Origin of the sequence: Hymenobacter sp. B81 (assembly GCF_044628455.1) — a bacterium.
In the GTDB taxonomy this organism is placed as follows: Bacteria; Bacteroidota; Bacteroidia; order Cytophagales; family Hymenobacteraceae; genus Solirubrum.
Window position 1 is genome coordinate 112111 of the sequence record NZ_JBIYZW010000003.1, and the last position, 23848, is coordinate 135958.

A 23848-nucleotide genomic window follows, 5' to 3' on the forward strand; every position below is an offset into this window, starting at 1 on the left:
AAGTGGTGCCACGGCTTTGAGCCGTGGCACCACTTTTTTTACGCCGCGCCGCCGCTTCTGCCGCGCCCGGAAATATTGGTAGCAAGACTCGGCAACTCCTGCCGGAGTTTCCTACAATGGTTTTCGGGCCCGGCAGTTTCTCCGGAGGGCAGCAACCATTGTAGGAAGAGGCTGGAACTTCCCCAGAAGGCAGCAACCATTGTAGGAAACCTCTGGAACTTCTCCAGAAGCCGGAAACCATTGTAGGAAGACACTGGAACTTTCCCAGAAGGCAAAAACCATTGTAGGAAGCCTCGGGGGCTTCCCCAGAGGCCGGAAATTTTGCGCGGAGGCTTCGGGGGCTTCCCCCGGGCACGAAAACCATTGTAGGAAGACCCGGGGGAAGCCCCCGGGGGCAGAAACAATCGTGGGAAGCCCCGGGGGAAGCCCCCGGGCACGAAAACCATTGCGGGAGTGCCCGGAGGAATTCCCTTTGGGGCCGGGAGAGTGGTCGGGAGCCGGGACGTGCGCGGCCCCGCGAAAGTGCGCGTACCTTTGCCGTTCTTCCCCCCGTTATGTTTGACCCGCAGAACCTGGCCCCGCGCATCGATCATACCCTGCTTAAGCCCGAGGCCACCCAGCCGCACATTGAGCAGCTCTGCGCCGAGGCCCGCGCGGCCGGCTTTGCCAGCGTGTGCGTGCCGCCCTGCTACGTGACCTCGGCGGTCAACGCCCTGTATGATTCGGGCGTGGCGGTGTGCACGGTGGTGGGCTTTCCGCTGGGCTACCAGCTCACCAAGGTGAAGTTTTTCGAGGCCCACCAGGCCCTGGCCGACGGCGCCACCGAAATCGACGTGGTGATGAACGTGGCCGCGTTTAAGTCGGGGCGGCTGGCCGAGGTGGAAGACGAGCTGAGCCAGCTGGCCGAGCTCTGCCACTTCCGCGGCGGCCTGCTGAAAGTCATCATCGAAACCGCCCTGCTCGCGCCCGAGGAAATCGTATTGGCCTGCGAGCTGTGCGCCGAGGCCGGCGCCGACTTCGTGAAAACCTCCACCGGCTTTGCCAGCCGCGGCGCCTCGGTGGAAGATGTGCAGCTGATGCGCCGCCACCTGCCGGCCCACATCCGTATCAAGGCCGCCGGCGGCATTCGCACCCACGCCCAGGCCCTGGCCCTGGTGCAGGCCGGGGCCGACCGCCTCGGGGCCTCTGCCGGCCTGGCCCTGCTCACTCCCCCCGACGCTGACCAAGCCGCTGCCCATGAACCGTCTGCTTACTAAGGTGCTCGCGCTGCCCGCCCTGCTCACCCTGGCCGCCTGCGCCGCCTCGGCCCCGGCCGCTTCCCCGGCGGCTTCCACGCCCGACACCACGCGCCCGGCCGCGGCCGCCCGCCCCGCCGTGACCGACGACCTGAGCAAGTACCGCCCGGTGTTCAGCCCGCCCGCCGCGCCGCGCCCGGCCGCCGCCAAGCCCAGCGTAACGCCCACGGCCCACGTCAACGCCCAGGTGGAGCAGCGCCTGCGCGATTTGGCCTACACCAACCAGAACGTGAAGTACACCAACGGCTACCGCATCCTGGTGTACATCGGGCTGGAGCGGCAGGATGCCATGAACGTGCGCCGGGCCGTCATCAGCCGCTACCCCCAGGAAACCGACTACCTCACCTTCAAGCAGCCGGTGTACCGCCTCTTCATTGGCGACTACGTGAGCCGCCTCGAAGCCGAGCAGGCCTTGCTGCGCCTGCGGCCCCTGGCCCCCAAGGCCGAGTTGCAGGCCACCCAGGTGCTCATCAACAAAACCCGGTTCTAGCCATGCCCCTCATCCGTGAGCTGCAGTGGGATGAGCTGGACTTGCTGCAGGGCCTCGACGGCGTGCCCACTGAAGGCGCCGACGGCAGCTGGCACTACCGCGTGCGCCGCGACGGGCTGCTGCTGCTCGTGGCCCTGTGGCCCCGCCACGGTTTGGTCGACGTGACTTTGCAGCAGCAGACCACCGGGGCCGTGCTGCTCGACGTGCGCGTGGCCGTGCGCGGGCGCATTCGCTACAACAACGACAAGCGCGGCGAGTACCTGGCCTTTGCCGACTGCGTGCTGGTGCAGCGGGTGTTTTGCAGCGACGAAGACCACGACGCGGCCTTCAGCCCCAACGTGCGCGGCCGCACCCTGCTGGTGGCTTCCCAGCCCCACGTCAGCATCCTGTTTGAGTAAGCCGCGGCCACCTAACCCGAGAAACCCGTGATTGAGAAAGTAAAGCAACTGGCCGCGGCCCAGGCCGCCGATGTGGTGGCCCTGCGCCGCCACCTGCACGCCCACCCCGAGCTGTCGTTTGAAGAGTACCAGACCTCGGCTTTCGTACGCCGGCAGCTCGAAGCCCTGGGTTTGCAGCCCCAGGCCATTGCCGGCACCGGGCTGGTGGCCCTCATCGAAGGCCGCAACCCCGGCCGCCGCACCGTGGCCCTGCGCGCCGACATGGACGCGCTGCCCATTCAGGAGCAGAACGAGGTAGAATACCGCTCGCAGAACCCCGGGGTGATGCACGCCTGCGGCCACGATGTGCACACCTCCTCCTTGCTGGGAGCGGCCCGCATTCTGGTGCAGCTGCGCGACGAGTTCGAGGGCACCGTGAAGCTGATGTTTCAGCCGGGCGAGGAAAAGATTCCCGGCGGCGCTTCCATCATGATCCGGGAAGGCGTGCTCGAAAACCCCGCGCCGCAGAGCGTGCTGGGCCAGCACGTATTTCCCATGCTGCCGGCCGGCACCATCGGCATCCGCCCGGGCCGCTACATGGCCAGCACCGACGAGCTGTACCTGACCGTGCGCGGCAAGGGCGGCCACGGCGCCATGCCCGAGCAGAACCTCGACCCGGTGCTGGTGGCCGCTCACATCATCGTAGCGGCCCAGCAGATCGTGAGCCGGCGCGCCAATCCCAAGCTTCCCTCGGTGCTGTCGTTTGGCAAGGTGGTGGCCAACGGCGCCACCAACGTCATTCCCAACGAGGTGTATATCGAGGGCACCTTCCGCACCATGAACGAGGAGTGGCGGCAGCAGGCGCACCGCCACCTGCGCCAGCTCTGCGAGGGGCTGGCCGAGGCTATGGGGGCGAACTGCGAGCTGGAAATCCGCGGCGGCTACCCCTGCCTGGAAAACGACCCCGCCACCACCGAGCGGGTGCGCGCCGCGGCCGAGGCCTACCTGGGCGCCGAAAACGTGATTGAAATCGACCAGTGGATGGCCGCCGAGGACTTTGCCTACTTCTCGCAGGCCGCGCCCTCGTGTTTCTACCGCCTGGGCACCCGCGCCGCCGACGGCCGCTTTGCCGCCTCGGTGCACACGCCCACCTTCGACGTGGACGACCACGCCCTGCAAACCGGCCCCGGCCTAATGGCCTGGCTGGCCTTGCAAGAACTGGCCGCCCCCGCGCGTTGAGACTCGTTATTCGCCCGCTTTCCCGTATTCCGATGACCTCTACCGCTGTACTCCGCTGCCTGCTGACTGGGCTGGTGCTCACCCTGGCCGCCGGCTCGGCCTCGGCCCAGCGCCGCCTGCGCAGCGGCCTGGAAACCCTGACCGACCTGCAGGTAGACTACGCCCTGCGCAGCGGCGACTACGTGTGGGGCCGCTTTGCCTCGCAGCACGCCATCGGCCGCAGCTACGGCAGCTCCTACTTCGTGTACAACCAGGCTTTGGTGGGTTACGAGCATTTCTGGTCGGACAGCTGGAGTGGGGGCCTCAACGCGGCAGCCTTCGTTTACGAGGAAGTCTTTAACAACCGCCTGCGCGCTACGCTAGCGCCCGAAGTGCTGCTGCGCCACCGCAGCCAGGCCCTGGGTTTAACCTGGGGCCAGCGCCTGGGCCTGTCGTATTCGCTGCTGCCCGAGCCCCAGCGCAATACCGGCGTAGCCAGCCTGCGCCTCGACGTGGAGCGCCTGCTGCCGGTGGGGCCGCGCCTGAAGCTGCGCCCGCGCCTGGCGTTCGAGGCCGGCACCGCCCTGCGCATTCAGCCGCCCGACGACGCGCCCGACGAGCGCACCATCGACTACACCCAGCTGCGCGCCGAAGTGGGTATCCGCCTGTCCGACCGCCTGGACCTGACGCCCTACTTCGCCCGGCAAACGCAGTACATCCTGGCCCTTGAGCAGTTCAGTCCCACCGGCGAGCCGCTACCCGCCGGCCGCACCAACATCGTGACGCCCGCCGTGGGCCTCGACCTGCGCCTGACCTTGTTCCAGGGCGGCCAGCCGTTCGAGCGGCGGCAGCTGCCGACCCAGCACTAATCGAGTGTATTGACAAAAAGGCAGTTTGAATATGGTCGATAAAGTGGCTTTGGTTGGTTGAAAGGGTGATTTGTCCGGAGCGGCGCAGCAAGCCTGGCAGCGGTAGCAGGAGGTTTTAAGACATTGTGGCAGTAAAAATTGGTTGGTACAGAATTTAAAGTGAGGTGTGCGTGTCGCAGTCAGCGGCACCTTGGTTCTGACTTCTACTCCAACCCACTTTTTCCTACCACAATGGCAACGCTGATGTATAACTCGCTTCCGGCCCTGGGTCCGTCGCGGGCCCTCGACGCCATGTTCAACCAACTGCTGGGCGACACCCTGCCCGGCACCCACCGCCCCGCCGCAGGCTTCGTGCCGGCCGCCGACGTGCTGGAAACCGCCGCCGGCTACGAGCTGCAGCTCACCCTGCCCGGCGTACCCAAGGATGCCTTGACCATCGACGTGCAGCAAGGCACGCTCACGGTGAGCGGCGAGCGGAAAGCTCCGGCCACCGAGGGCGAAGACGCGCCCAAGGTGCGCCGTCGCGAGTCTTCCTACGGCACGTTCTCGCGCCAGTTCCGCCTGCCCGACAACGTCAATGCCCAGGCCATTGAAGCCGAGCTCACCGACGGCGTGCTGCGTCTGACTCTGCCTTACGACACCGATAAGACGACCAAGCGCCTGATTGAGGTGCGCTAAACCGCTCGGGCTACCCAAAAAAGGCACCACGCAATGGTGCCTTTTTTGGGCCGTTCGCGGTTATACCTGTGCAACCCTATACCGAAGCCGGGGTATCTGGCGTTAGGGTCGCACTACGGCCGGTTCCGGACTCTTGACCACAAGGGCGGGCTTGTCGTATTTTCGGTTCCGAACTACTCAACCACATTACCGTTCTCCTACCCATGCAAGCTAAACAGATGATGCTCGGCCTGATGGCCTCGGCCGTTCTCGGTGGCAGCGTCGCCGTTGGGGGGTACAAGCTGCTGGAGCCCGAGCGTAGCACCGAGCCCCAGGCCGTGGCCGCCGACCCAAACGTGCGCTATACCAGCGCGCTGCGCAGCTCCACCTACGCGGTGCCCGAAGGCCTGAACTTCGTAGCGGCCGCCTCGGCCGTAACGCCGGCCGTGGTGCACGTCATGACCGAGTACGCGCCCAAGATGTCGCAGAATGACGCCATCCGGATGGACCCGTTCCTGCGCCAGTTTTTCGGCGACGACATGGACCGCTACCACTCGCAGCGCGGCCCGCAGCAAGGGTCGGGTTCGGGCGTTATCATCGCGGCCAACGGCTACATCGTCACCAACAACCACGTCATCGACAAGGCCGACAAAATTGAGGTGGTGCTCGACGACAAGCGCAAGTACAGCGCGACCCTGGTGGGTGCCGACCCCAACACCGACCTGGCTTTGCTGAAGGTGGAGGCCGATAACCTGCCCTATGTGCGTTACGGCAACTCCGACCAGGTGAAAGTAGGGGAGTGGGTGCTGGCCGTGGGCAACCCCTTCAACCTGAACTCAACCGTGACGGCCGGCATTATCTCGGCCAAGGGGCGCAACATCAATATCCTGCGCGACCGGGAAGGCATGGGCATCGAGTCGTTCCTGCAGACTGATGCCGTGGTGAACCCCGGCAACTCGGGCGGGGCGCTGGTGAACCTGAATGGTGACTTGGTGGGCATCAACTCGGCCATTGCCTCGCGCTCGGGGGCCTTCGAGGGCTACTCGTTTGCCGTGCCCAGTTCCATCGTGAGCAAGGTCATCGACGATTTGCTGAAGTACAAAGTGGTGCAGCGCGCCCTGCTGGGCGTGAGCATCCGCGAAGTCGACGCCACCCTGGCTTCGGAGAAAAAGCTCAAGTCGCTGAACGGCGTGTACGTGATGGGCCTGGGTAAAACCAGCGCCGCCGCCGACGCCGGCCTGAAGGAGGGCGACGTCATCACCGAAATCAACGGCGTGAAGGTGAACACCTCCTCGCAGCTGCAGGAGCAGGTGGCCCGCTTCCGCCCCGGCGACAAAATCAAGGTGAGCTACCTGCGCGACGGCAACGAGCGGACGGCTACGGCCACCCTGCGCAACTCCACGGGCACTACCGAAATCGTGCGCGAGGAAACCGGGGCCACGGTGGAGTACGAGGGCGCCAAGTTCTCGCCCCTGAGCCGCCAGGAGCTCAACAAGCTTGACCTGGAAGGCGGCGCCAAAATCAGCGGCGTGCGCAGCTCCAACTTCCGCGAAACCGGCATCGGCGACGGGTTCATCATCACCCGCATCGACAAAAACAAAGTGACCAAACCCCAGGACGTGAAGCGCTACCTCGAAGCCGCCAAGCAGGGGCAGGGTGCCCTGGTTGAGGGCGTGTACCCCGATGGTCGCAAAGCCTACTACCCCATTGGGCAGGTAGATTAAGCGCCTGGCTCAACTCGTGAAAAAGCCCCTGAACTCGCGTTCAGGGGCTTTTTTATGCTGTAGGGGAATCAATTGGTGAAAGCCGGGCGGCTCAGAGCACTTCGGGCAATTACACGATTTCCTGGGTTAGCCAGTTTACGGCCTCGGCTTCCTGGTCGAATAACGCCAGCTGAAAGGGCTGCTCGGGGTCGGTGAGCGTGCGGGCGTTGGCGGTGCTGACGGGGTCGTACCACACGGCGGCCAGCTGCTCGGGACTCATCAGGCAGGCCAGGCGCAGGGGCTCGGCAAAAAAGCGGTACGACTCGGGCAGAAACAGCTCGTGGAGCCAGTGGCCCTGCTCCACCGGTCGCGGCAGACCAGGACTGCGCAGGTCGACCAGCCAGAGCGGGGCCCGAAAGCGCACCGCCGCCGCCCGTACCTGCTCGTAGCCCTGCTGCAACTCCGCCAGGGACACGGGGCGCCGCCACATGATGCGCAGCATGTCGGCGCTGGGGCCGTGGGAAAGCAGCAGGTACTCGGTGCTAAGAATAGGCATGGTTTAACCAACGGCGCGGCGGCCACGGAACGGCAAGTTACACCGCGGCCGCCAAGTACGCCGGCCACCGGGTTGCTTCGGGAGCAAGTATGTCACCCTACGCCGCTAATCTTACCTTTGCAGGACTCGACACTACTCACTTTTCGCTTCCCCATGAAACTAGCCATCGAAGAAGCCACCGCCACCGGGACCGACGTTCAGGAACACGACCACCACGGCATTCGCCAGGTGCTGCGCCAGCTGGGCATTCAGGATATCAACGCTGCCTACAGCACCGGCCTGCAGTGGGGCGGCGAAAGCAACGAGCAGGTGCGCAGCATCGCCTCGCCCGCCGACGGCAAGCTGATTGCCCAGGTGCGCATGGCCACCGTCGCCGACTACGAGCAGGTGGTGCTGAAGGCCGAAGAGGCCTTTAAGACCTGGCGCCTGGTGCCGGCCCCCAAGCGCGGCGAAATCGTGCGCCAGATCGGTAACAAGCTGCGGGAGCACAAGGAAGACCTGGGCAAGCTGGTGAGCTACGAGATGGGCAAGATCCTGCAGGAAGGCTTGGGCGAAGTGCAGGAAATGATTGACATCTGCGACTTCGCGGTGGGCCTCTCGCGCCAGCTGCACGGCCTGACCATGCACTCGGAGCGCCCGGCGCACCGCATGTACGAGCAGTACCACCCGCTGGGCCTAGTGGGCATCATCTCGGCCTTCAACTTCCCGGTGGCCGTGTGGAGCTGGAACGCCATGCTGGCCGCCGTGTGCGGCGACGTGAGCATCTGGAAACCCTCGGAGAAAACCCCGCTGGTAGCCGTGGCCGTGCAGCATATCATCCGCGACGTGCTGGCCGAAAACGAGCTGCCCGAGGGCATTTTCAACGTCATCATCGGCGACGCCGAAATCGGGGCGGCCATGTCGGCCGATACCCGCGTGCCGCTTGTGTCGGCTACCGGCTCGACGCGCATGGGCAAGAAAGTAGGCGAAGTGGTAGGCGCCCGCCTGGGCAAGGCCCTGCTGGAGCTGGGCGGCAACAACGCCATCATCCTCACCGAGCACGCCGACCTCGACATTGCCATTCGCGCCGTGCTGTTTGGCGCCGTGGGCACTGCCGGCCAGCGCTGCACCACCACCCGCCGCCTCATCATCCACGACTCGATCTACGACGACGTGAAGCAGCGCCTGCTCAACGCCTACCCCAAGCTGCCCATCGGCCACCCGCTGCAGGAAGGCACGCTGGTGGGCCCGCTCATCGACCAGGACGCGGTACAGATGTTCACCAAGGCCCTGGAGGCCGTGCAGGCCGAAGGCGGTAAGCTGCTCACCGGCGGCGCGGTGCTCAGCGGCGCCGGCTACGAAACCGGTACCTACGTGCAGCCTGCGTTGGTGGAAGCCCGCAACGAGTACCACACCGTGCAGGAAGAAACCTTCGCGCCCATCCTGTACCTGATCAACTACTCGGGCGCGGTGGAAAACGCCATCGACCTGCAGAACGGCGTGAAGCAGGGCCTGTCCTCGTCCATCTTCACCCTGAACATGCGCGAGGCCGAAGCCTTCCTGGCCGCTACCGGCTCCGACTGCGGCATTGCCAACGTGAACATCGGTACCTCGGGCGCTGAAATCGGCGGCGCCTTCGGGGGCGAGAAGGAAACCGGCGGCGGCCGCGAGTCGGGCTCCGACGCGTGGAAGATTTACATGCGCCGCCAAACCAATACCATCAACTACTCCACCCAGCTGCCGCTGGCGCAGGGCATCAAGTTCGATATCTAAGCCTGCAGCGCGAGCTTGATATGTTTCCGAAAAGGGCCCGCTACGCAGCGGGCCCTTTTCCGTGCTACTTTAGAGGCAGGTGCAACCCCGCGCCGGGCACTGGGGTCTTTCTCGCGCTGATGACCAGGAACGTGGCAAATGTGCAGCCGATGTCCGAACTTTATCCACCACCTGCTCTTAGTACTGACAGCCAGACCCAACCCGCTGCGCCTATGGAAGCCGTTGCCTACGTTGATATAAATGCTCCCTTGGTTGAGCGCTGCCGCCTGGGCGACCGGCGGGCGCAGGCCGAGATTTACAAGCGCTACGCCAAGGCCATGTTCAACGCGTCGTTGCGCATCACCGGCGACTACGCCGAGGCCGAGGATGTACTGCAGGAGTCGTTTCTGAGTGCCTTCCGCGAGCTGCATACCTACAAGGGCGACTCGTCCTTCGGCTCCTGGCTGAAGCGCATCGTCATCAACAAAAGCATCAACTGCCTGCGCAACCGCCGTCTGCAGCTGGTGCCCCTGGCCGAGCAGCACGACGGCGCCGGGGCCGACGAGCCGGTAACCCCCGGCGAGGCCGACGACGTACAGTGGCGGGCCGACGTGCTGCGCCGCTGCATTCAGGACCTGCCCGACGGCTACCGCGTGGTGCTCACGCTCTACCTGCTCGAGGGCTACGACCACGGCGAAATTGCCACCATCATGAATATCACCGAGTCCACCTCCAAGTCGCAATACAGCCGCGCCCGCAAGAAATTGCTGGAGCTGGCTCGCCAGCACGGACTCTAAGCACGTAAAATCAAGTTTCACTGACGAGGACCGATCGGCGCTAGCCACCCAACCCGCGCCCCGGTCCTGGGGAGCCTTTGTGCGAAAGATTATGACTGCCATGAAACCCAATTCCGGACTTGAGGCCTTCGTCGAGCGGCACAGCGCCGACCTCGACGCCTTCGAGCCGCGCCCCGATCTGTGGGACGCCATCGAAGCGCGGCTCGATGAGCCGGCCGCGGATGATGAGACGCCCACCCACGTCCTGCCGCTGAACCCGGCCGCTCCGGCCCTGCCGGCCGGCACCTCGCCCGCCAAGCGCATCATCAACTGGTACCAATACAGCGCCGCCGCCGCCGTGGCCTTACTGCTGCTGGCCGGTGGCTACGGCCTGCAGCGCGCCGACCAGCCCGCTACCTCCGCCGTGGCAGCTACCACGCTCACCTCGGCCCAACCCGAGGCCGTGACCCAGGTTATCGGTTCGCCCGAGCCGATGGCCGTGGCCGCCAGCAGCCCGGCCCAGCGCCTGGCCTCGTCGGTGCGCAGCATGGAAGCCTACTACGCCACCCAGATTCTGGAAAAGCAGCACGAGTTGCGTCAGCTCGACGCCGAGGCCAAACCCGGCGCCACGCCCGCCGCCAACGACTGGCAGCAGGAACTGGTAGCGCTGGATTCGACTTACCGCCAGCTGCGCACCGAACTCTACCGCAACCCCGACCCGGAAGTGGTGCTCGAGGCCATGAGCCGCAACCTGCAGATCCGACTCGACATTCTGAACCAGCAGCTGCGCACCCGCGAGCAGATTCAGCAGTACCACGACGATGCCTACCTCGTCGTCAACAAGTAACCCAGCTACCGGCATGACCACGCTCCTGCTTCGCTACGCACCCGCCCGGCTGCTGTCGTGGGCCACGGCGCTGGTGCTGGTTGCTGCCCCGGTGCTGGCGCAGAACGCGGCTCCCAATCGGGCGGTGCCCAGCCAGCCCGCCGGTCTGCTGCTGCCCACCGCTCTCGCCGACCAGTACTGGAACAGCCCCGAATCGGCCCTGCAAAATGGGCAGAACGGCGGGCAGCCCAGCCCCGGCGTGGCCCCCGAGCCCGGCGCGGCCCCGGCCGTGGAGAAAAGTCGCAAGCTTAGCCGCACCTTCAAGGCCACTGGTGGCCGGCCGCTGACGGTGGACACCCGCTACGGCCGCGTACAGATCAACACCTGGTCGCGCTCCGAAGTGAAAGCCGAGGTAGACGTCATCTCGCGGGCGGATACCGAGGAAAAAGCCCAGCAGCTGCTCGACATGATTCAGGTGCTGATGCAGGAGCACGGCACCGCCGACGGAGGCATTGCACTGCGCACGAGCTTCGGCGAGATGCCGCGGGAGTGCTGGAGCCGGCAGCGCCTCTACGAAGTCAACTACACGATCTGGCTGCCCAAGAGCACGCCGCTGAAAGTGCGCAACAGCTTCGGCGACGTGAGCATTAGCGGCGACCTGAGCGCTCCTGCTGAACTCACGGTGTCGTACGGCAGTCTGCGCACCGCCCGCCTCGACGGGCCGCGCAGCGTGGTACGCGTGAGCAACAGCGCCGCCACCGTGCTCTATGCCCGGCAGGCGACGGTAGACGCCGCCTACTCCCGCCTGCGGCTCGATGCCGGTCACACCGTGGATTTGCGCAACAACGGCTCCGACATCGACATGGGTACCGTCCAGGAGCTGGTGGTGCACAGCAAGTACGGCGACGTGAACCTGGGCACGGTCCGCTCCCTGCAGGGCTCTACGGGCTACTCGCGCTTCAGCGTGGACAAGGTTTCGGAGCAGCTCGACATGAAAGTGCAGCACTGCCCCGCGTTTGAGGTGCGCACCACCGGCCGCAACTTCCGTAGCATCAACGTCGACGGCGGCTACAGCACCATCCTGCTGAACTTTCCCGACGATGCGGGCTTCCTGTTCGATGTGAATGCCGAGAACGGCAAGCTGCTCATCGACAAGCGCCTGGTGAAAGTGCGGGCCGAAGAAAGCAGCCCGTCGTCGAGCGAGATGCAGGGGCAGTACGGCGGACCCCAGGCCAAACCGGCCGGCAACGTGAACATCAAAACCCGCTACAGCAGCGTGAGCTTCAACCGCTGAGCCACTCCGCCCGATGCTGCCACTCAGCTGCCGGGCAAATCGGGAGCAAAAAAACGAAAAAGCCGGCCGCCGCCGGCTTTTTCGTTTTCGGGGTCAGGCCGCGCCTATCTTTAGGCCATGAGCCGCTTTGTTCTGGGCGCCGCGCTGGTTGCCGCGCTGACCCCCGCCGGGCTGCGGGCTCAGCCCTCTTCGCCTATGTCCGCATCTGTACCCCCGGCGGCCCAGTCCGCCACCATGCGCACGCTCGCTCTGCGCCTGCGCCCCGGCGACGACCTGCGCCAGCAGCTGACCAGCCTGGCGCGTACCCAGCAAATCAAGGCCGGCACCCTGGTGACCTGCGTGGGCAGCCTCACCCAGGTAACGCTGCGCCTGGCCAACCAGCCGGGCCCGACCGTGTACCGGGGGCACTTTGAAATCGTGTCGTTGGTGGGTACGCTGGCCGAAAGCGGCAGTCACCTGCACTTGGCCGTCGCCGACTCGACCGGCCGCACCCTGGGCGGGCACCTGCTCGACGGCAATCTGGTATACACCACGGCCGAGTTGGTGGTGGGCGTGCTGGAAGGGGTAGAATTCCGCCGCGAGCCCGACCCTGCTTTTGGCTATAATGAGCTGAGTATTTACCCCGCGCCAACCGCCAAGCCCGGGCGGAAGCCGCGCAGTCAGCGCTAGTTTCCCGGCGCAAAATGATGCCGGACGCGCAGTAAATCTGTATTATTGTAAGAATATACCCGCGGCTACGGAGGCCGCAGCCGGGTATCTTGACGTGTATTTCCGCCTATTTTATGTTGCACCGCTACTGCAGCGCGACGCTTGCCCTGGGCCTGCTGGCCACGCTGGCGCAGGCCCAACCCTCGGCCCCGGCCCCTTCGAAGTCCACCACCGCGGCTACCCGCCCGGAGGCCCCGCTGCTGGGCCGCGAGGCGCTGCGCTCGGCTGTGGAGCTTCATGACCAGGGCAACTACTCAGCCGCCATTGCCCAGTACCTGCGCGTGCCCGCCAGCGACTCGGCCTACGCCCAGATTCAGGCCGAACTGGCACTGTCCTACTGGAGCAACAAGCAGCACGCCGAAGCCGTGGCAGCCGCCCAGCGCGCCATCGACCTGGGCATGGCCAGCCCCATGCCCTACGTGGCCCTGGCCAACGCCCAGGAAGATCTGGGCCAGATCGACCAGTCGCTGCTCACGTTTCAGGCCGGCCTGAAGCGCTACCCGCGCTACCCCATGCTGTGGTTCAACCAGGGCATTACCCAAAGCAACCAGAAGGGCCAGACCGTGGCCGCCGTCAACAGCTTTCAGCGGAGCCTGGAGCTGTATCCCGGCCACCCCGGCAGCCAGTTTCAGCTGGCGCGGGTAGAGCTGCACCAGGGCCACCTGAGTCACGCCCTGCTGGGCATGCTCATGTACCTGCTGATTTCGCCCGATGAGCCGGGCAGCCAGGAAGTGCTGGTGGTAGCCGAGCAGACCGCCGCCAACTCGCTGCGGCTCGACGCCGACACCAAGCGGCCTGCTACCTCGCCCAACGAGCCTTTCGCCGAGCTGGACCAACTGCTGGGCGCGGGCGTGGCCCTGCGGGCCGACTACCGCAGCAAGGTGAAGTTTCCGGCCGCCATCGTGAAGCAGACCCAGCTGCTGGTGGAGAAATTTCCGGTCGACGCCAAGTCCACCGACTTCTGGCAGCGCGCCTACGGGCCGGTCATCGAGGAGCTGCGCCGCAACGACCACCTGACGGCCTTCACCTACCTCATCCTGAGCTCGGCCGACGACAAGCAGGCGGCCAAGTGGGTGAAAAGCAACGCTGCCAAGGTGAAGCAGATGCAGGACGCGGTGTACCCCAAGCTGATGGCCCTGCGCGATTTTCAGACCGTGGTGCGCAACGGCAAACCCGAGCGCGTAGAAGCCTGGTTCTACGACTCCGGCCGCATCAGCGGGCTGGGCGACGCCCGCCGCGATGCCACCGGCCGCGCCTTCTACGAGGGTCCCTGGCAGCTGTTTGACGAGGACGGCAACCTGACCGCCGAGGGCCGCCACCAGAACAACGAGCCCGTGGGGCCATGGCGCTACTACCATTCCGCGGGTGGCCTGCTGCGCGAGGTCAGCTACAACGAGCAGGGCAAGCGCGAGGGCGCCTTCCGCGAGTACCACGCCAACGGCCAGCTGTCCATTGAAGCCACCTACCGCAACGGCGAGCCGGTGGGCAAGGCCCGGCTGTTTCACCCCTGCGGCAGTCTGCGCGAGGAGCGCACCTACTCCGAAGCCGGGGAAATGGAAGGCGCCTTTGTGAAGTACTACCCCAACGGGCAGGTGGAAAGCCGCGGCAGCTACCAGCGCAGCCAGAACCACGGTCCGCAGACGGATTTCTACTCCGACGGTACTCCCGAGGCCGAAGCCAATATGCTGGCCGGCGAAGGGCAGGGGCCGCTGGTGACTTACTTCCCCGGCCCCGGCAAGCGCGTGGCCCTGCGCGGCGCCCTCGACAAGGGCCTGCGCCACGGAGCCTTCACCAGCTACTTTATCAGCGGCAAGGAGCAGGAAACCGGCACCTACACCCGCGGCAAGCGCACCGGGCCCTGGCGCGAGTACCACGCCAACGGCAAGCCGCACATCGAGCAATCCTTCGACGAGGCCGGCCTGCTGCACGGCACCTACCGCGAGTTCGACGCAGACGGCGTGCTGTTCAATGAGGTCAGCTACGACCACAACCGGGTGCGCAAGTACCAGTACTTCGACAAGAGCGGCAAGGTGCGCGAGCAGGGTACCGCCGGCAAGGGCGACACTCCCGTGCGCGGGCTACGCGCCGACGGCACTCCCAACTTCAGCGGCCGCTACCGCAACGGGCTAATGACGGGCGAGTGGACCTACGTGTACCGCCACGGCACGCCCTCGGCCACCCGCCGCTTCAGCGACGACCAGCTCGACGGGGTACAGGAGACATTTCACCCGAACGGGGCCGTGTTCAAGCGCACTACCTACGTGCAGGGCGAGCGGCACGGACGCCACGAGCAGTACGCGGCCGACGGCGTCCTGCGCCAGGAAGGCTGGTACGACCACGGCCAGCAAACCGGCCCGTGGCGCGACTACTACGCCGACGGCCGCCTGAGCGAGGAATACGGCTTCTACGGCGGCGCCGAAAACGGCCTGCACCGCAGCTACACACCCACCGGCAAGCTGTGGTCGGAGATGGTGCTGGCAGCCGGCGTGCGCCAGCGCATCACCGAGTACGACTCCACCGGCCGCGTCATCACCAGCGTGAAGCTGACGCCCGATGCCACCGGCTACGTGCTGAACTTCCCCTCGGGCAAGCCGCGGGTGCGCTTCAGCCAAACCTGCCAGCAGCTCTCGGGTAGTGAGTGGTTCTGGCCCAACGGCAAGGTGGCCGCCACGGCCGCCATGCGCGACGACCAGCGCGACGGCGCCTACCGCAGCTACCACCTCAACGGTCAGCTGGCCGTGGAGGGGCGCTACGAGCGCGGGCAGCCGGTGGGCGAGTGGAAGTACTATACCGAAGTCGGGAAGCTGCGCCGCGCGGGCCGCTTCGAGGAAGGACAGAAGGAAGGCGACTGGACCGACTACCACGCCAACGGGCAGGTGGCCAGCGTGGACGCCTACCACGAAAACCAGCAGGAGGGCCTGAGCCGCCGCTTCGACCCCGCGGGCCAGCTGATTTACGAGAAGCGCTACGCCGCCGACGACATCATGGCCTGGCGCCACGTGCAGCCCAACGGCCAGCCCGGCGCCTGGCAGGACCTGAGCAGCCAGCAGGGCACCTTGCGCAGCTACTACGCCAACGGCAAGCCGGCCGCCGAGGAAGCCTACCGCAACGGCCTGCTCGACGGCAAAAACCGCCTCTACCACAGCAACGGCCAGCTGTACCGCGAAACCGAGCAGCGCGAGGGCCTCACCACCGGTCCGCAGCGCACTTACTCGGCCGAGGGCAAGCTGCTGGAGGAAGTGCACTACCTGCACGGCGAGCAGCACGGCCGCAGCCGCTACTTCCGCCCCGATGGTACCCTGGAGCGCGAAGAGTCCTGGCGCAGCGGCGAGCAGGCCGGCCCCACCGTGTACTACGACGCCAAAGGCCGCCCCACCCGCACCGATACGTACTGGAACAACTACGTTTATGACAGCCATTAACCGTTGCCTGGCGGTGCTGCTGGCCTGGGCCGCGCTGGCCGCACCGGCCCGCGCCCAGCAGCCGGCCCAATTGCTGGCCCAAATGCAGCAGCAGTTTCCCGGCCAGCCCGCCGTGGTGCTCGACTACCGCCAGGACGTAACCCTGGAGCCCCGCGGCGACTCGCTGGTGGTGCTGGCCCGGCACCACCACGATTTGCTGCACGTGGCCGAGCAGTCGGCGCCCTACGCCCTCGACCGGGTGTACAGCTCGCACTTTTCCCGCCTGCAGAAGATCGAAGCCAAGACCCTGGTGCCCAACGGCGGCAGCTACCGCACCCTCAAGGTCCAGCAGTTCAAGGACCAGTTTGAGGTGCGCCCGGGAATTTTCTTCGACGACGCGCGCATGGTGACCTACACCTTCCCGGCCATTGGCCCCGGCGCCCGCACCGTGAGCGACTACACCGTGCGCTACCCCGACGCGCGCTTTCTGCTGCCGTTTTACTTCGCCAGCGGCGTGCCCGTGCGCCACACCGAGCTGACGGTGACGGCCCCGCGCAACGTACGCCTCAACTACCGCCTGTTCGGCGGCGAGCAGGCGCGGGTGCAGTTCAGCAAAACCGAAAAGGGCAACACCGTGGTGTACCGCTGGAGCGCCGACAACCTGCCGGCCGCGCCCCGGGAAGACGACGCCCCCGAAGACGCCTGGTACCTGCCCCACATCGTGTTTTACGTGGAGGAGGCTACCCTGAACGGCAAGCCGCAGAAGCTGCTGGCCGGCGTGCCCGAGCTATACGCGCTCTACAGCACCTTCGTGCGCGATTTGAAGAGCCAGCCACCAGCCCCGGCTTTGCGCCACCTCGTCGACTCGCTCACGGCGGCGGCCCCCAGCCCCGACGAAAAGGCCCGCCGCATTTACCACTGGGTGCAGAACCACGTGCGCTACGTGGCCTTCGAGCAGGGCATGCGCGGCTTCGTGCCCCTGCCGGCCAGCGCCGTGTACGCCCGCCGCTACGGCGACTGTAAGGACATGGCCAGCCTCACCCACGGCATGCTGCAGCTGGCTGGGCTGCCCTCGTACCTGGCCTGGATTGGCACCCGTGATTTGCCCTACCGCTACTCCGAGCTGGCCACGCCCGGCGTCGACAACCACATGATTGCGGTGTATGAGCGGCCCGACGGCGAGCTGGTGTACCTCGACGCCACCGACTCCTACAACCCCTTTGGTCTGCCCACGGCCATGATTCAGGGCAAGGAAGTGCTCATTGGCCTCGATGCCCAACGCAGTCGCGTGGCCACCGTGCCCGTGGTAGCCCGCGAGCAGAACGCCCGCACCGACGTGTCGCGCCTGCGCCTCGACGGCACCACCCTGCACGGCAGCGGCCGCCTCGATTTGGCCGGCTACTCCCGCGGCCGCGCCGCCATGGCCCTGAGCAGCGCCGACAAGCTCAGCCAGGACCGCACGGTGCGGGGCCTGCTGGAGCGCGGCAACAACAAGTTTTTCGTGGACCGCTACGCCGTGGCGGGCCTGGCCACGCCCGAGGAAGCCTTGAGCGTGGACTACAGCTTCCACCTCGAAGACTACGTGCAGCGCGCCGGCGACGAGGTGTACGTGAACCTGAACCTCGACCGGGAGCTGTTCAACGACCAGGTGGACGTGGCCAAGCGCCAGCTGCCGCGAATCAACAACTACTGCCGCCGCACCCGCCAGCAAACCGAGTTTGAAATTCCGGCCGACTACGAGCTGACCCACCTGCCCGCCAACGTGCGGGCCGACGACGCCGTGGCCGGCTTTAGCATCAGCTACCGCCGCGAGGGCAACAAGGTGGTGCAGGAAAAGGAGGTGCACGTGAACTACCTGCTGCTCGAGCCCAAGCAGTTCGCCGCCTACAACGCCGTGGTCGACAAGCTCAGCGACGCCTACCGCGACGCCCTCATTTTAAAGCGCAAAACCCGCTAGCGGCCGTTGCCGCTGCCATTCCCGCCCTCATTCGCTTACTATGACTCCCGCCATTCCACGCCGGGCGCTGCTGACCTGGCTGCTCGGCGCGCTGCCGCTGCTGCCGCTGCTGGCCCAGAAACAGCCGGCCCCGGCCCCCAGCCTCGTGTACGCCGACTATAAGTGGCAGGACCGCCGCGCCCGCCTGCCCCTGAAAGCCGCCGAGGAAGCCCAGCCCGCGGTGGTGCTGCGCGACTTCACGGCCCACGAGTACGCCTTCGACCCGCAGTCCCGCCAGCCGGTGGTGTACTCGGTAGAGCACCGCATCGTGCGCGTGAACTCCGACGAGGGCATTGAGCGCTACAACAAGATTTACCTGCCCTTGAGCGAGGCCGGGCGGGTAGTGCAGCTGCGCGCCCGCACCATCAGCGCCCGCGGGCAGGTGGTGGAAGTCGACCAAAGCAGCATGAAGGAGCTGCGCGACGGCGAGGGCGGCAACCGCAGCTACAAGATCTTCGCCCTCGAAGGCGTGGAGAAAGGCAGCGAAATCGAGTACGTGTACGCCCGCATCCGCGACATGGAGTACTTCGGCCGCGAGCGGCTGCAAAGCGAGATTCCCGCCCATGACGTGAGCCTGGAGCTGATTTCGCCCCGCAACATCACCTTGGAAGCGCGCACCTACGGCGGCCCGGCCGTGACGACCGATACCACTGCCGAGGGCAAAAACCGCCTGCACCTGCGCCTGGCCGACGTGGCGGCCCTGCGCGACGAGGAGTTTGCCCATCCCAAGGCCCGGCAGATGCGCGTGGAGTACAAGGTGGCCTACGCCGGCGAAGGCAAGCGCCTCTTCACCTGGGCCGACGCCGGCCAGTTCGTGTACGAGCGGGTGTGGCAGCCGCTGAAAACCGACGCCAAGGCCGTGCAGAAGCTCGACAAGCAGTTCAACGTGCCCACCAGCCTGCCCCAGGAAGAGCAGATTCGCGCCCTGGAACTGGCCCTCAAAACGCAGATCAACGTGGACCCGGGCGCCGGCGCCGACCTGGCCCAGATTGCCACCACCCGCACGGCCTCCGACCTGGGCATGGTGCGCCTGATGGCGGCTCTGCTCAAGGCCCGCAAGATTCCCCACGAAGTGGTGGTGGTGGCCGACCGCAGCGAGGCCCCGCTCGACGCCGACTTCGACTCCTGGAACTTCCTCGACCACTTCGTGCTGTATTTCCCCGCCACCAAGCAGTTTGCCGCGCCCAGCCGCCCCGACTACCGCTACGGCGTGATTCCACCCGAGTGGACCGCGGCCAAGGGCCTGTTTGTGCGCCTGGTGCAGCTGGGCCAGGCCGAGTCGGCCGTGGGCACGGTGCGCGAGGTGCCCACCCTGAGCGCCGACCAGAGCCCCTACGATATGACCGTGGGCGTGCAGTTTGCCCCGGCCCTCGACAAGGTGACAGTGAATCTGCAGCAGGTGCTGGGGGGCTACCAGGCCGAGCCCCTGCAGGCCATCTACCCGCAGATTCCGGCCGACAAGCGCACCGAAGCCATGCAGGGCATGGTGAAGGGTGTGCTGGCCGATGCCGTATTCAAGTCGCTGAAGGTGACCAACGCCGAGCCGGCCAGCAACCCGCTGCTGCACCCCTTCACCATCGACGCCACCGTGGAGTCGGCCGCCGTACTCGACCGCGCCGGGCCCCGGTACCTGTTCAAGATAGGGGAGCTGATCGGCTCCCAGTCGCAGCTCTACCAGGAGCAGGAGCGCCAGCTCGACGTGGAAAACGACTACAACCGCCGCTACAACCGCACCATCACCTTCGATATTCCGGCCGGCTACGTGGTACGCAACCTGGCCGACCTGAACATCAACGCCGAAACCGGCCCCGCGGGCAGCCCGGCGTTTTGGTTCCGCTCCAGCTTTCAGCAGCAGGGCCAGCAGGTGACGGTGCGCATTCTGGAGTCGTACACCCAGATTCACTGGCCCAAGCAGGACTTCGAGGCCTTCCGCAAAGTGGTGAATGCCGCTGCCAACTTCAACAAGGTGGTGCTGGTGCTCGAGAAGAAGTCGTAGCCGCCGCGCCCCGGCGCTCGGGCCGCGGGAAACCCTTACCTTGGGGTTTCCCGCGGCTTTTTGCGTTATGTCAGCACCTTCCTCGTTCACCGTCGCCGATACGCCCCGCCTCGCGGCATTCCGGCGCAACCTGCTCAACCCCGTCAAGCTGCGCCTGTTTGCCCTGCAGCGGCTGCCCATGGCGGCGCTGGCCGGGCTGCGCGTCACGGAGCTGACCAACGAGCACGCCACCGTTACGGTACCGTTCAAGTACCTGACCAAAAACCCGTTCCGCAGCATCTACTTTGCCTGCCTGAGCATGGCCGCCGAAATGGCCTCGGGCACTCTGGCCTTGATGTACACCAGCACCAGCGAGCAGGCCGTGTCGATGCTGGTAGTGGGCATGCAGGCCGAATTCACCAAGAAAGCCACTTCGCGCATCGCCTTCACCAGCCCCGATGGCGCGGCCATTGCCCAGGCCATTGCCGAAAGCTGCGCCACCGGCGAAGGCCGCACCGTGGTGTGCACCAGCACCGGCCGCGACGAAGCCGGCGAAGTGGTGGCCGTTTTCCGCATCACCTGGTCGTTTCGGGCCAAGCAAAAACGCTAGCCGAAAGTTCGGAAATGCGCTTGGCTGTGGCCATACCCGGCCCGGTTTGCCTAGTCAGTTGAGCTCTGCTTTCCCGCGGGGAGAATACTTCTACCGCACCACTTGGGTGGCGCCAGGCGCGGGCCGGGCCAGCAAACGACTAGCAGCCAGCCGTGAGGTAACGGTGCAGTGAATAGCTGGCCGGGTGGGCCAGACGTTTAGCAAGGTAACCAATGAGCGTAATCTACCTGACGGATTTAATCGGCACCGGCGTATTCGCCATATCGGGTTCCTTGGCGGCTTTGCACAAGAAGAAGGACCACGACGTTCTGGCGCTCTTCATCTTCGCCTTCGTTACCGCGGTAGGGGGCGGCACGCTGCGCGACGTGGTCATCCAGGCCTACCCCGTGGCCTGGATCAGCGACGTCAATTACCTGATGGTCGTCACCGCCGGCGTGCTCATTGCCATTGGCTGCCGCCGCTGGTGGCTGGGCATTCTGCGGCGCCCCCTGCTGGTGTTCGACACGCTGGGTATCGGCATCTTTACCATTCTGGGGCTGGAAAAAGCGCTGAACGCGGGCGTAAACGCCTGGGCCGCCGTTCTGCTGGGCATTGTTTCGGCGCTGTTCGGGGGCGTTATCCGCGATACCCTGGCCAACGAGGTACCCCTGGTGTTCGAGCGGCAGCTGTACGCTACCCCCTGCCTGACCGGCGCGGTCTGCTATGTGCTGGCCCTGGCCCTGGGGCTGCACCCCACGGTCAATTTCCTGCTGGCGGTGGGAGTAATCACCGTCTTCCGGCTGCTGGCCGTGAAAAAAGGCTGGGCTTTGCCGCCCATTCGGGTGTAAGGTTTTTCCCGGGAAGGGAGGGTAGTACAACTGAGCGCGCCGGCTACCGACCAGCAGCCCGAAAGCTCAGTCGCGCTCGGGCAGGTTGTCCTTGGTGAGAATGTCGACCAGGCCGTCTTCGCTCACCACAATGGCCACGCAGGGGTGGGGGCTGCTTTCGACGTAGCGCAGGGCCGAGTTGTAGCGCGCCCCGCGGGTGCTGGAGCCCCGGCCGGTAGCTTTGCCATCGAGGATGACGCCAATGGAGTAGCAGTAAGCCTCGGGGTCGATAAGCACCGCGCCGTCGATGGCCGTGACAAGGCGGGTGATGAGCGGGGTAAGCTGCACCGGGTCGATGAGGGTGCACTGCAGCTTGAGGCGGTCAGCCTCGGCCAGCGCCTCGGGCGTGATGACCACCAGTGTGCCCCGGGACTGGCGGCTGGCTTCGAGCAGCACTTCCCACAGGCGCTCCACCTTGGCCGGCTTGACGATGCCGAAGGTCTGGCGCAGGCTGCGGCTGAACTGGCTCCGGTTCAGGCGGGTGTGCGGCAGGCTGGGCAGGCCATAGGCGGCGCGCATCAGCACCCGGCCCGCGTGGCGGAACTCCCACACGTAGTGGTTCACGAAGCCGATGGTGAACAGGTCCTCGCGCGCCGGATCGTACTCGCCCGTCAGGCGGCCCAGGGCATACACGTTTTCGCCGTCGGAAAGCAGGCACACGTCGCTCGAAGTCATCTGCAGCAGCTTGCGCACGGCCCGGTAGTCGGTGAGGGGTGCGGGGCAGGTGAGGGCAAACAGCTCCTCGATGTTGGGGTGGTAGCGGCGGGCCAGCAGCAGTTGGCCCACGCCGGCCGTGCCCTCGTAACGCAAGGAAGAAATGGTGTTGAGGGTGGCAAACAGCTTAGCGTTCGAGGGGTCGGTGCTCAGGGCCTGGGCGGGCGTGTCCATCAGCAGCTTGCCGGCGGCGCGCAGTACCTCGTCGGCGTCGCGGGGGCGCAGCACCATGCTCAGGCCCGGCGTGGGCTCAACCAGCGACTTGACGCACTCCTCGTTGAAGCGCAACATGGCCGCCTGCACCAGCGAGTTGGCCAGGGGCTTGCCGTCGGTGTAGTAGCGGCCGGGCTGCAGGGCCGGCTGGGTGCGCAGGGCCTTACGGGCTACCCGCAGCACCGTCACCACGAAGAACGAGTCGATGCGCACCGGCATGCTGGCAAACGACTGCTGGCCGCCGTCCTTATCCACCGCGTCGAGCACTTCCTGCACGGCCAGGCGCAAACTGAACTGCTCCCGGCGGCGGCGGGCGGCCTCACGCCCGTACAGCGCGTGCTCCTGGGGCGTGTGGGGTTGGTGCACCTGGGTGGCCCGGGCCAGTACGCCCTGAAAGGCGGCGGCGGGCAGCCCGCACTCGGCCGGCTCCAGGCACACCGGCTCCCCCCCGTCGCAGGGGATGCCCAGCAGGACTACCCCGGCCTGCAGGTCCTCATCCAGATCCTCAAAAATGTGGGTGGCGCTGGCCTGGGCCGCCTGGCGAAACTGCGCCTGGTAAGGCCAGATAGTGAATTCGTCGGCGGGCGCGAGGGGGGAAGGAATGACCGGCAGGTAGGAGAGCATGGAGCGGCAGAAGGATAAATGTAGTACCCCGAAGCAGACGATTTGTTCGGCCCGATATTTTACCTGCGGGATAAAATAACTGTTACCAACGCCTCAGAGCTGGAACAGAATGGGCAGCACCATCTTCTGGCGCACCGGCTGGCCCTGGTAGCGAGCGGGCTCCCACTTCGGGCTGGCCTTGATCAGGCGGATAGCTTCCTCGTCGAGGCCCGAGCCCAGGCGCTTGACGGGCTTGATGTTAGTGAGCGAGCCGTCTTTTTCGATCATGAACTCCATCATCACCTTGCCCTGAATCTTGCGCTGCCGGGCCAGGGCGGGGTAATGCTGGTTTTGCTGCACCCACTCGAAGAACTTCTCGACGCCGCCCACCGGTCGGGCCGGCTGCTCGGGCGTGACCACCTGCGGTCCGCCGGCCGCGGGAGCCGGGGTGCTGGCGGTAGCCTGGACCCCCGCCACGGGGGCGCTGCCGGCGGCTTCGTCGCCGCCCGCGGGGCGGCGGAAGGAGATGGGCACGGTCACGCGCTGGCGCACCACGCCGCCGCGGTGCTGGGCCGGCTGCCAGCGCGGCCCGACCTTGATGAGGCGCAGTGCCTCGGCGTCGCACTCGGGCGAAAGCGGCTTAGCCACCGCCCAGTTGGAGGTAGCGCCGGTTTTTTCCACCACGAAGCTGACTTCCACGGTACCCTCCACGCCGGCCTGCAGGGCCGCGGTGGGGTAGTTGAGCTTGTCGGCCAGGTAATTACTGTAGGCTTCCACGCCCCCCAGCGGCTGGGCGGGTTGCTCCACCGCGTCGTAGATGTCGGCGGCGGTGGTTTTGGGGTACTTGAGCTTTTGCTGGGCCTGGGCAGTGGGGGCGCCGAGCAGCAGCAGGCCACTCAGTACGCACGCGGAAAAGAGTCGGATCATAGCTCGGGAAATACGGGAAGAGCGGGGCCAAGGGCCAGCTTGC

At 66.0% G+C, this 23848-nt stretch carries 20 protein-coding genes; 17 read left to right on the forward strand and 3 right to left on the reverse strand.

Translation table 11 applies throughout. From position 1 onward, the window contains the following. The first annotated feature begins 554 nt into the window (after positions 1 to 554). The 7 genes from deoC to ACE191_RS17450 all read left to right on the forward strand — a co-directional run bounded on the left by deoC (position 555) and on the right by ACE191_RS17450 (position 6630). On the forward strand, positions 555 to 1256 hold the full coding sequence (gene deoC / locus ACE191_RS17420) for a deoxyribose-phosphate aldolase (protein WP_400193511.1): 702 nt from the start codon (positions 555 to 557) through the stop codon (positions 1254 to 1256). Further along, positions 1237 to 1785 carry a sporulation protein gene (locus ACE191_RS17425; RefSeq protein ID WP_400193512.1) on the forward strand — a complete coding sequence of 183 codons (549 nt, stop codon included), beginning with the start codon at positions 1237 to 1239 and terminating at the stop codon, positions 1783 to 1785. The genes deoC and ACE191_RS17425 overlap by 20 nt, the downstream gene beginning before the upstream one ends. Before the next feature lie 2 nt (positions 1786 to 1787). Then, a complete protein-coding gene (locus tag ACE191_RS17430; RefSeq protein ID WP_400193513.1) occupies positions 1788 to 2183 on the forward strand; it encodes a hypothetical protein in 396 nt (131 codons plus the stop codon). Positions 2184 to 2210: 27 nt separating this feature from the next. Next, entirely contained in the window at positions 2211 to 3401 is a 1191-nt protein-coding gene (locus ACE191_RS17435) for a M20 family metallopeptidase (RefSeq protein ID WP_400193514.1), read from the forward strand. A 32-nt stretch (positions 3402 to 3433) separates the two neighbouring features. Beyond that, positions 3434 to 4249: a hypothetical protein gene (locus ACE191_RS17440; protein ID WP_400193515.1), complete on the forward strand. Its 816-nt coding sequence runs from the start codon at positions 3434 to 3436 to the stop codon at positions 4247 to 4249. A gap of 231 nt (positions 4250 to 4480) precedes the next feature. After that, positions 4481 to 4927 (forward strand): Hsp20/alpha crystallin family protein, encoded by a 447-nt coding sequence (locus ACE191_RS17445; protein ID WP_400193516.1) that lies wholly within the window; start codon positions 4481 to 4483, stop codon positions 4925 to 4927. Positions 4928 to 5130: 203 nt separating this feature from the next. Continuing rightward, positions 5131 to 6630, forward strand: coding sequence for a Do family serine endopeptidase (locus ACE191_RS17450; protein WP_400193517.1), 1500 nt, complete (start codon positions 5131 to 5133; stop codon positions 6628 to 6630). A 109-nt stretch (positions 6631 to 6739) separates the two neighbouring features. Here ACE191_RS17450 and ACE191_RS17455 read toward each other — a convergent pair whose 3' ends face one another. After that, a complete protein-coding gene (locus ACE191_RS17455) occupies positions 6740 to 7165 on the reverse strand; it encodes a hypothetical protein (protein WP_400193518.1) in 426 nt (141 codons plus the stop codon). Positions 7166 to 7318: 153 nt separating this feature from the next. Between ACE191_RS17455 and ACE191_RS17460 the strand changes: the two genes are divergently transcribed. From ACE191_RS17460 to ACE191_RS17505, 10 genes are all read left to right on the forward strand, one after another. Next, positions 7319 to 8917, forward strand: coding sequence for an aldehyde dehydrogenase family protein (locus ACE191_RS17460; protein WP_400193519.1), 1599 nt, complete (start codon positions 7319 to 7321; stop codon positions 8915 to 8917). A gap of 212 nt (positions 8918 to 9129) precedes the next feature. Next, positions 9130 to 9693: an RNA polymerase sigma factor gene (locus ACE191_RS17465; RefSeq protein WP_400193520.1), complete on the forward strand. Its 564-nt coding sequence runs from the start codon at positions 9130 to 9132 to the stop codon at positions 9691 to 9693. 100 nt (positions 9694 to 9793) lie between these two features. Continuing rightward, on the forward strand, positions 9794 to 10519 hold the full coding sequence (locus ACE191_RS17470) for a hypothetical protein (protein WP_400193521.1): 726 nt from the start codon (positions 9794 to 9796) through the stop codon (positions 10517 to 10519). Between the two features lie 13 nt (positions 10520 to 10532). Next, on the forward strand, positions 10533 to 11792 hold the full coding sequence (locus ACE191_RS17475; RefSeq protein WP_400193522.1) for a hypothetical protein: 1260 nt from the start codon (positions 10533 to 10535) through the stop codon (positions 11790 to 11792). A 195-nt stretch (positions 11793 to 11987) separates the two neighbouring features. Then, on the forward strand, positions 11988 to 12461 hold the full coding sequence (locus ACE191_RS17480) for a PPC domain-containing DNA-binding protein (protein WP_400193523.1): 474 nt from the start codon (positions 11988 to 11990) through the stop codon (positions 12459 to 12461). 113 nt (positions 12462 to 12574) lie between these two features. Further along, the gene (locus ACE191_RS17485) at positions 12575 to 15922 is read left to right on the forward strand and encodes a tetratricopeptide repeat protein (protein WP_400193524.1); all 3348 of its coding nucleotides are present in this window, start codon (positions 12575 to 12577) and stop codon (positions 15920 to 15922) included. Further along, positions 15909 to 17858, forward strand: a complete 1950-nt coding sequence (locus ACE191_RS17490; RefSeq protein WP_400193525.1) for a DUF3857 domain-containing protein — start codon at positions 15909 to 15911, stop codon at positions 17856 to 17858. Before ACE191_RS17485 ends, ACE191_RS17490 begins: the two co-directional genes overlap by 14 nt. Positions 17859 to 17898: 40 nt before the next feature. Continuing rightward, positions 17899 to 19893 carry a DUF3857 domain-containing protein gene (locus tag ACE191_RS17495; protein ID WP_400193526.1) on the forward strand — a complete coding sequence of 665 codons (1995 nt, stop codon included), beginning with the start codon at positions 17899 to 17901 and terminating at the stop codon, positions 19891 to 19893. A 67-nt stretch (positions 19894 to 19960) separates the two neighbouring features. Further along, a complete protein-coding gene (locus tag ACE191_RS17500; protein WP_400193527.1) occupies positions 19961 to 20482 on the forward strand; it encodes a PaaI family thioesterase in 522 nt (173 codons plus the stop codon). A 212-nt stretch (positions 20483 to 20694) separates the two neighbouring features. Then, positions 20695 to 21309: a trimeric intracellular cation channel family protein gene (locus ACE191_RS17505; protein WP_400193528.1), complete on the forward strand. Its 615-nt coding sequence runs from the start codon at positions 20695 to 20697 to the stop codon at positions 21307 to 21309. 66 nt (positions 21310 to 21375) lie between these two features. Here the strand turns inward: ACE191_RS17505 and ACE191_RS17510 are convergent, their stop codons facing one another. Then, on the reverse strand, positions 21376 to 22899 hold the full coding sequence (locus tag ACE191_RS17510; RefSeq protein ID WP_400193529.1) for a diadenylate cyclase: 1524 nt from the start codon (positions 22897 to 22899) through the stop codon (positions 21376 to 21378). A 93-nt stretch (positions 22900 to 22992) separates the two neighbouring features. Beyond that, entirely contained in the window at positions 22993 to 23805 is an 813-nt protein-coding gene (locus tag ACE191_RS17515) for an energy transducer TonB (protein ID WP_400193530.1), read from the reverse strand. Between the last annotated feature and the right edge of the window lie 43 nt (positions 23806 to 23848).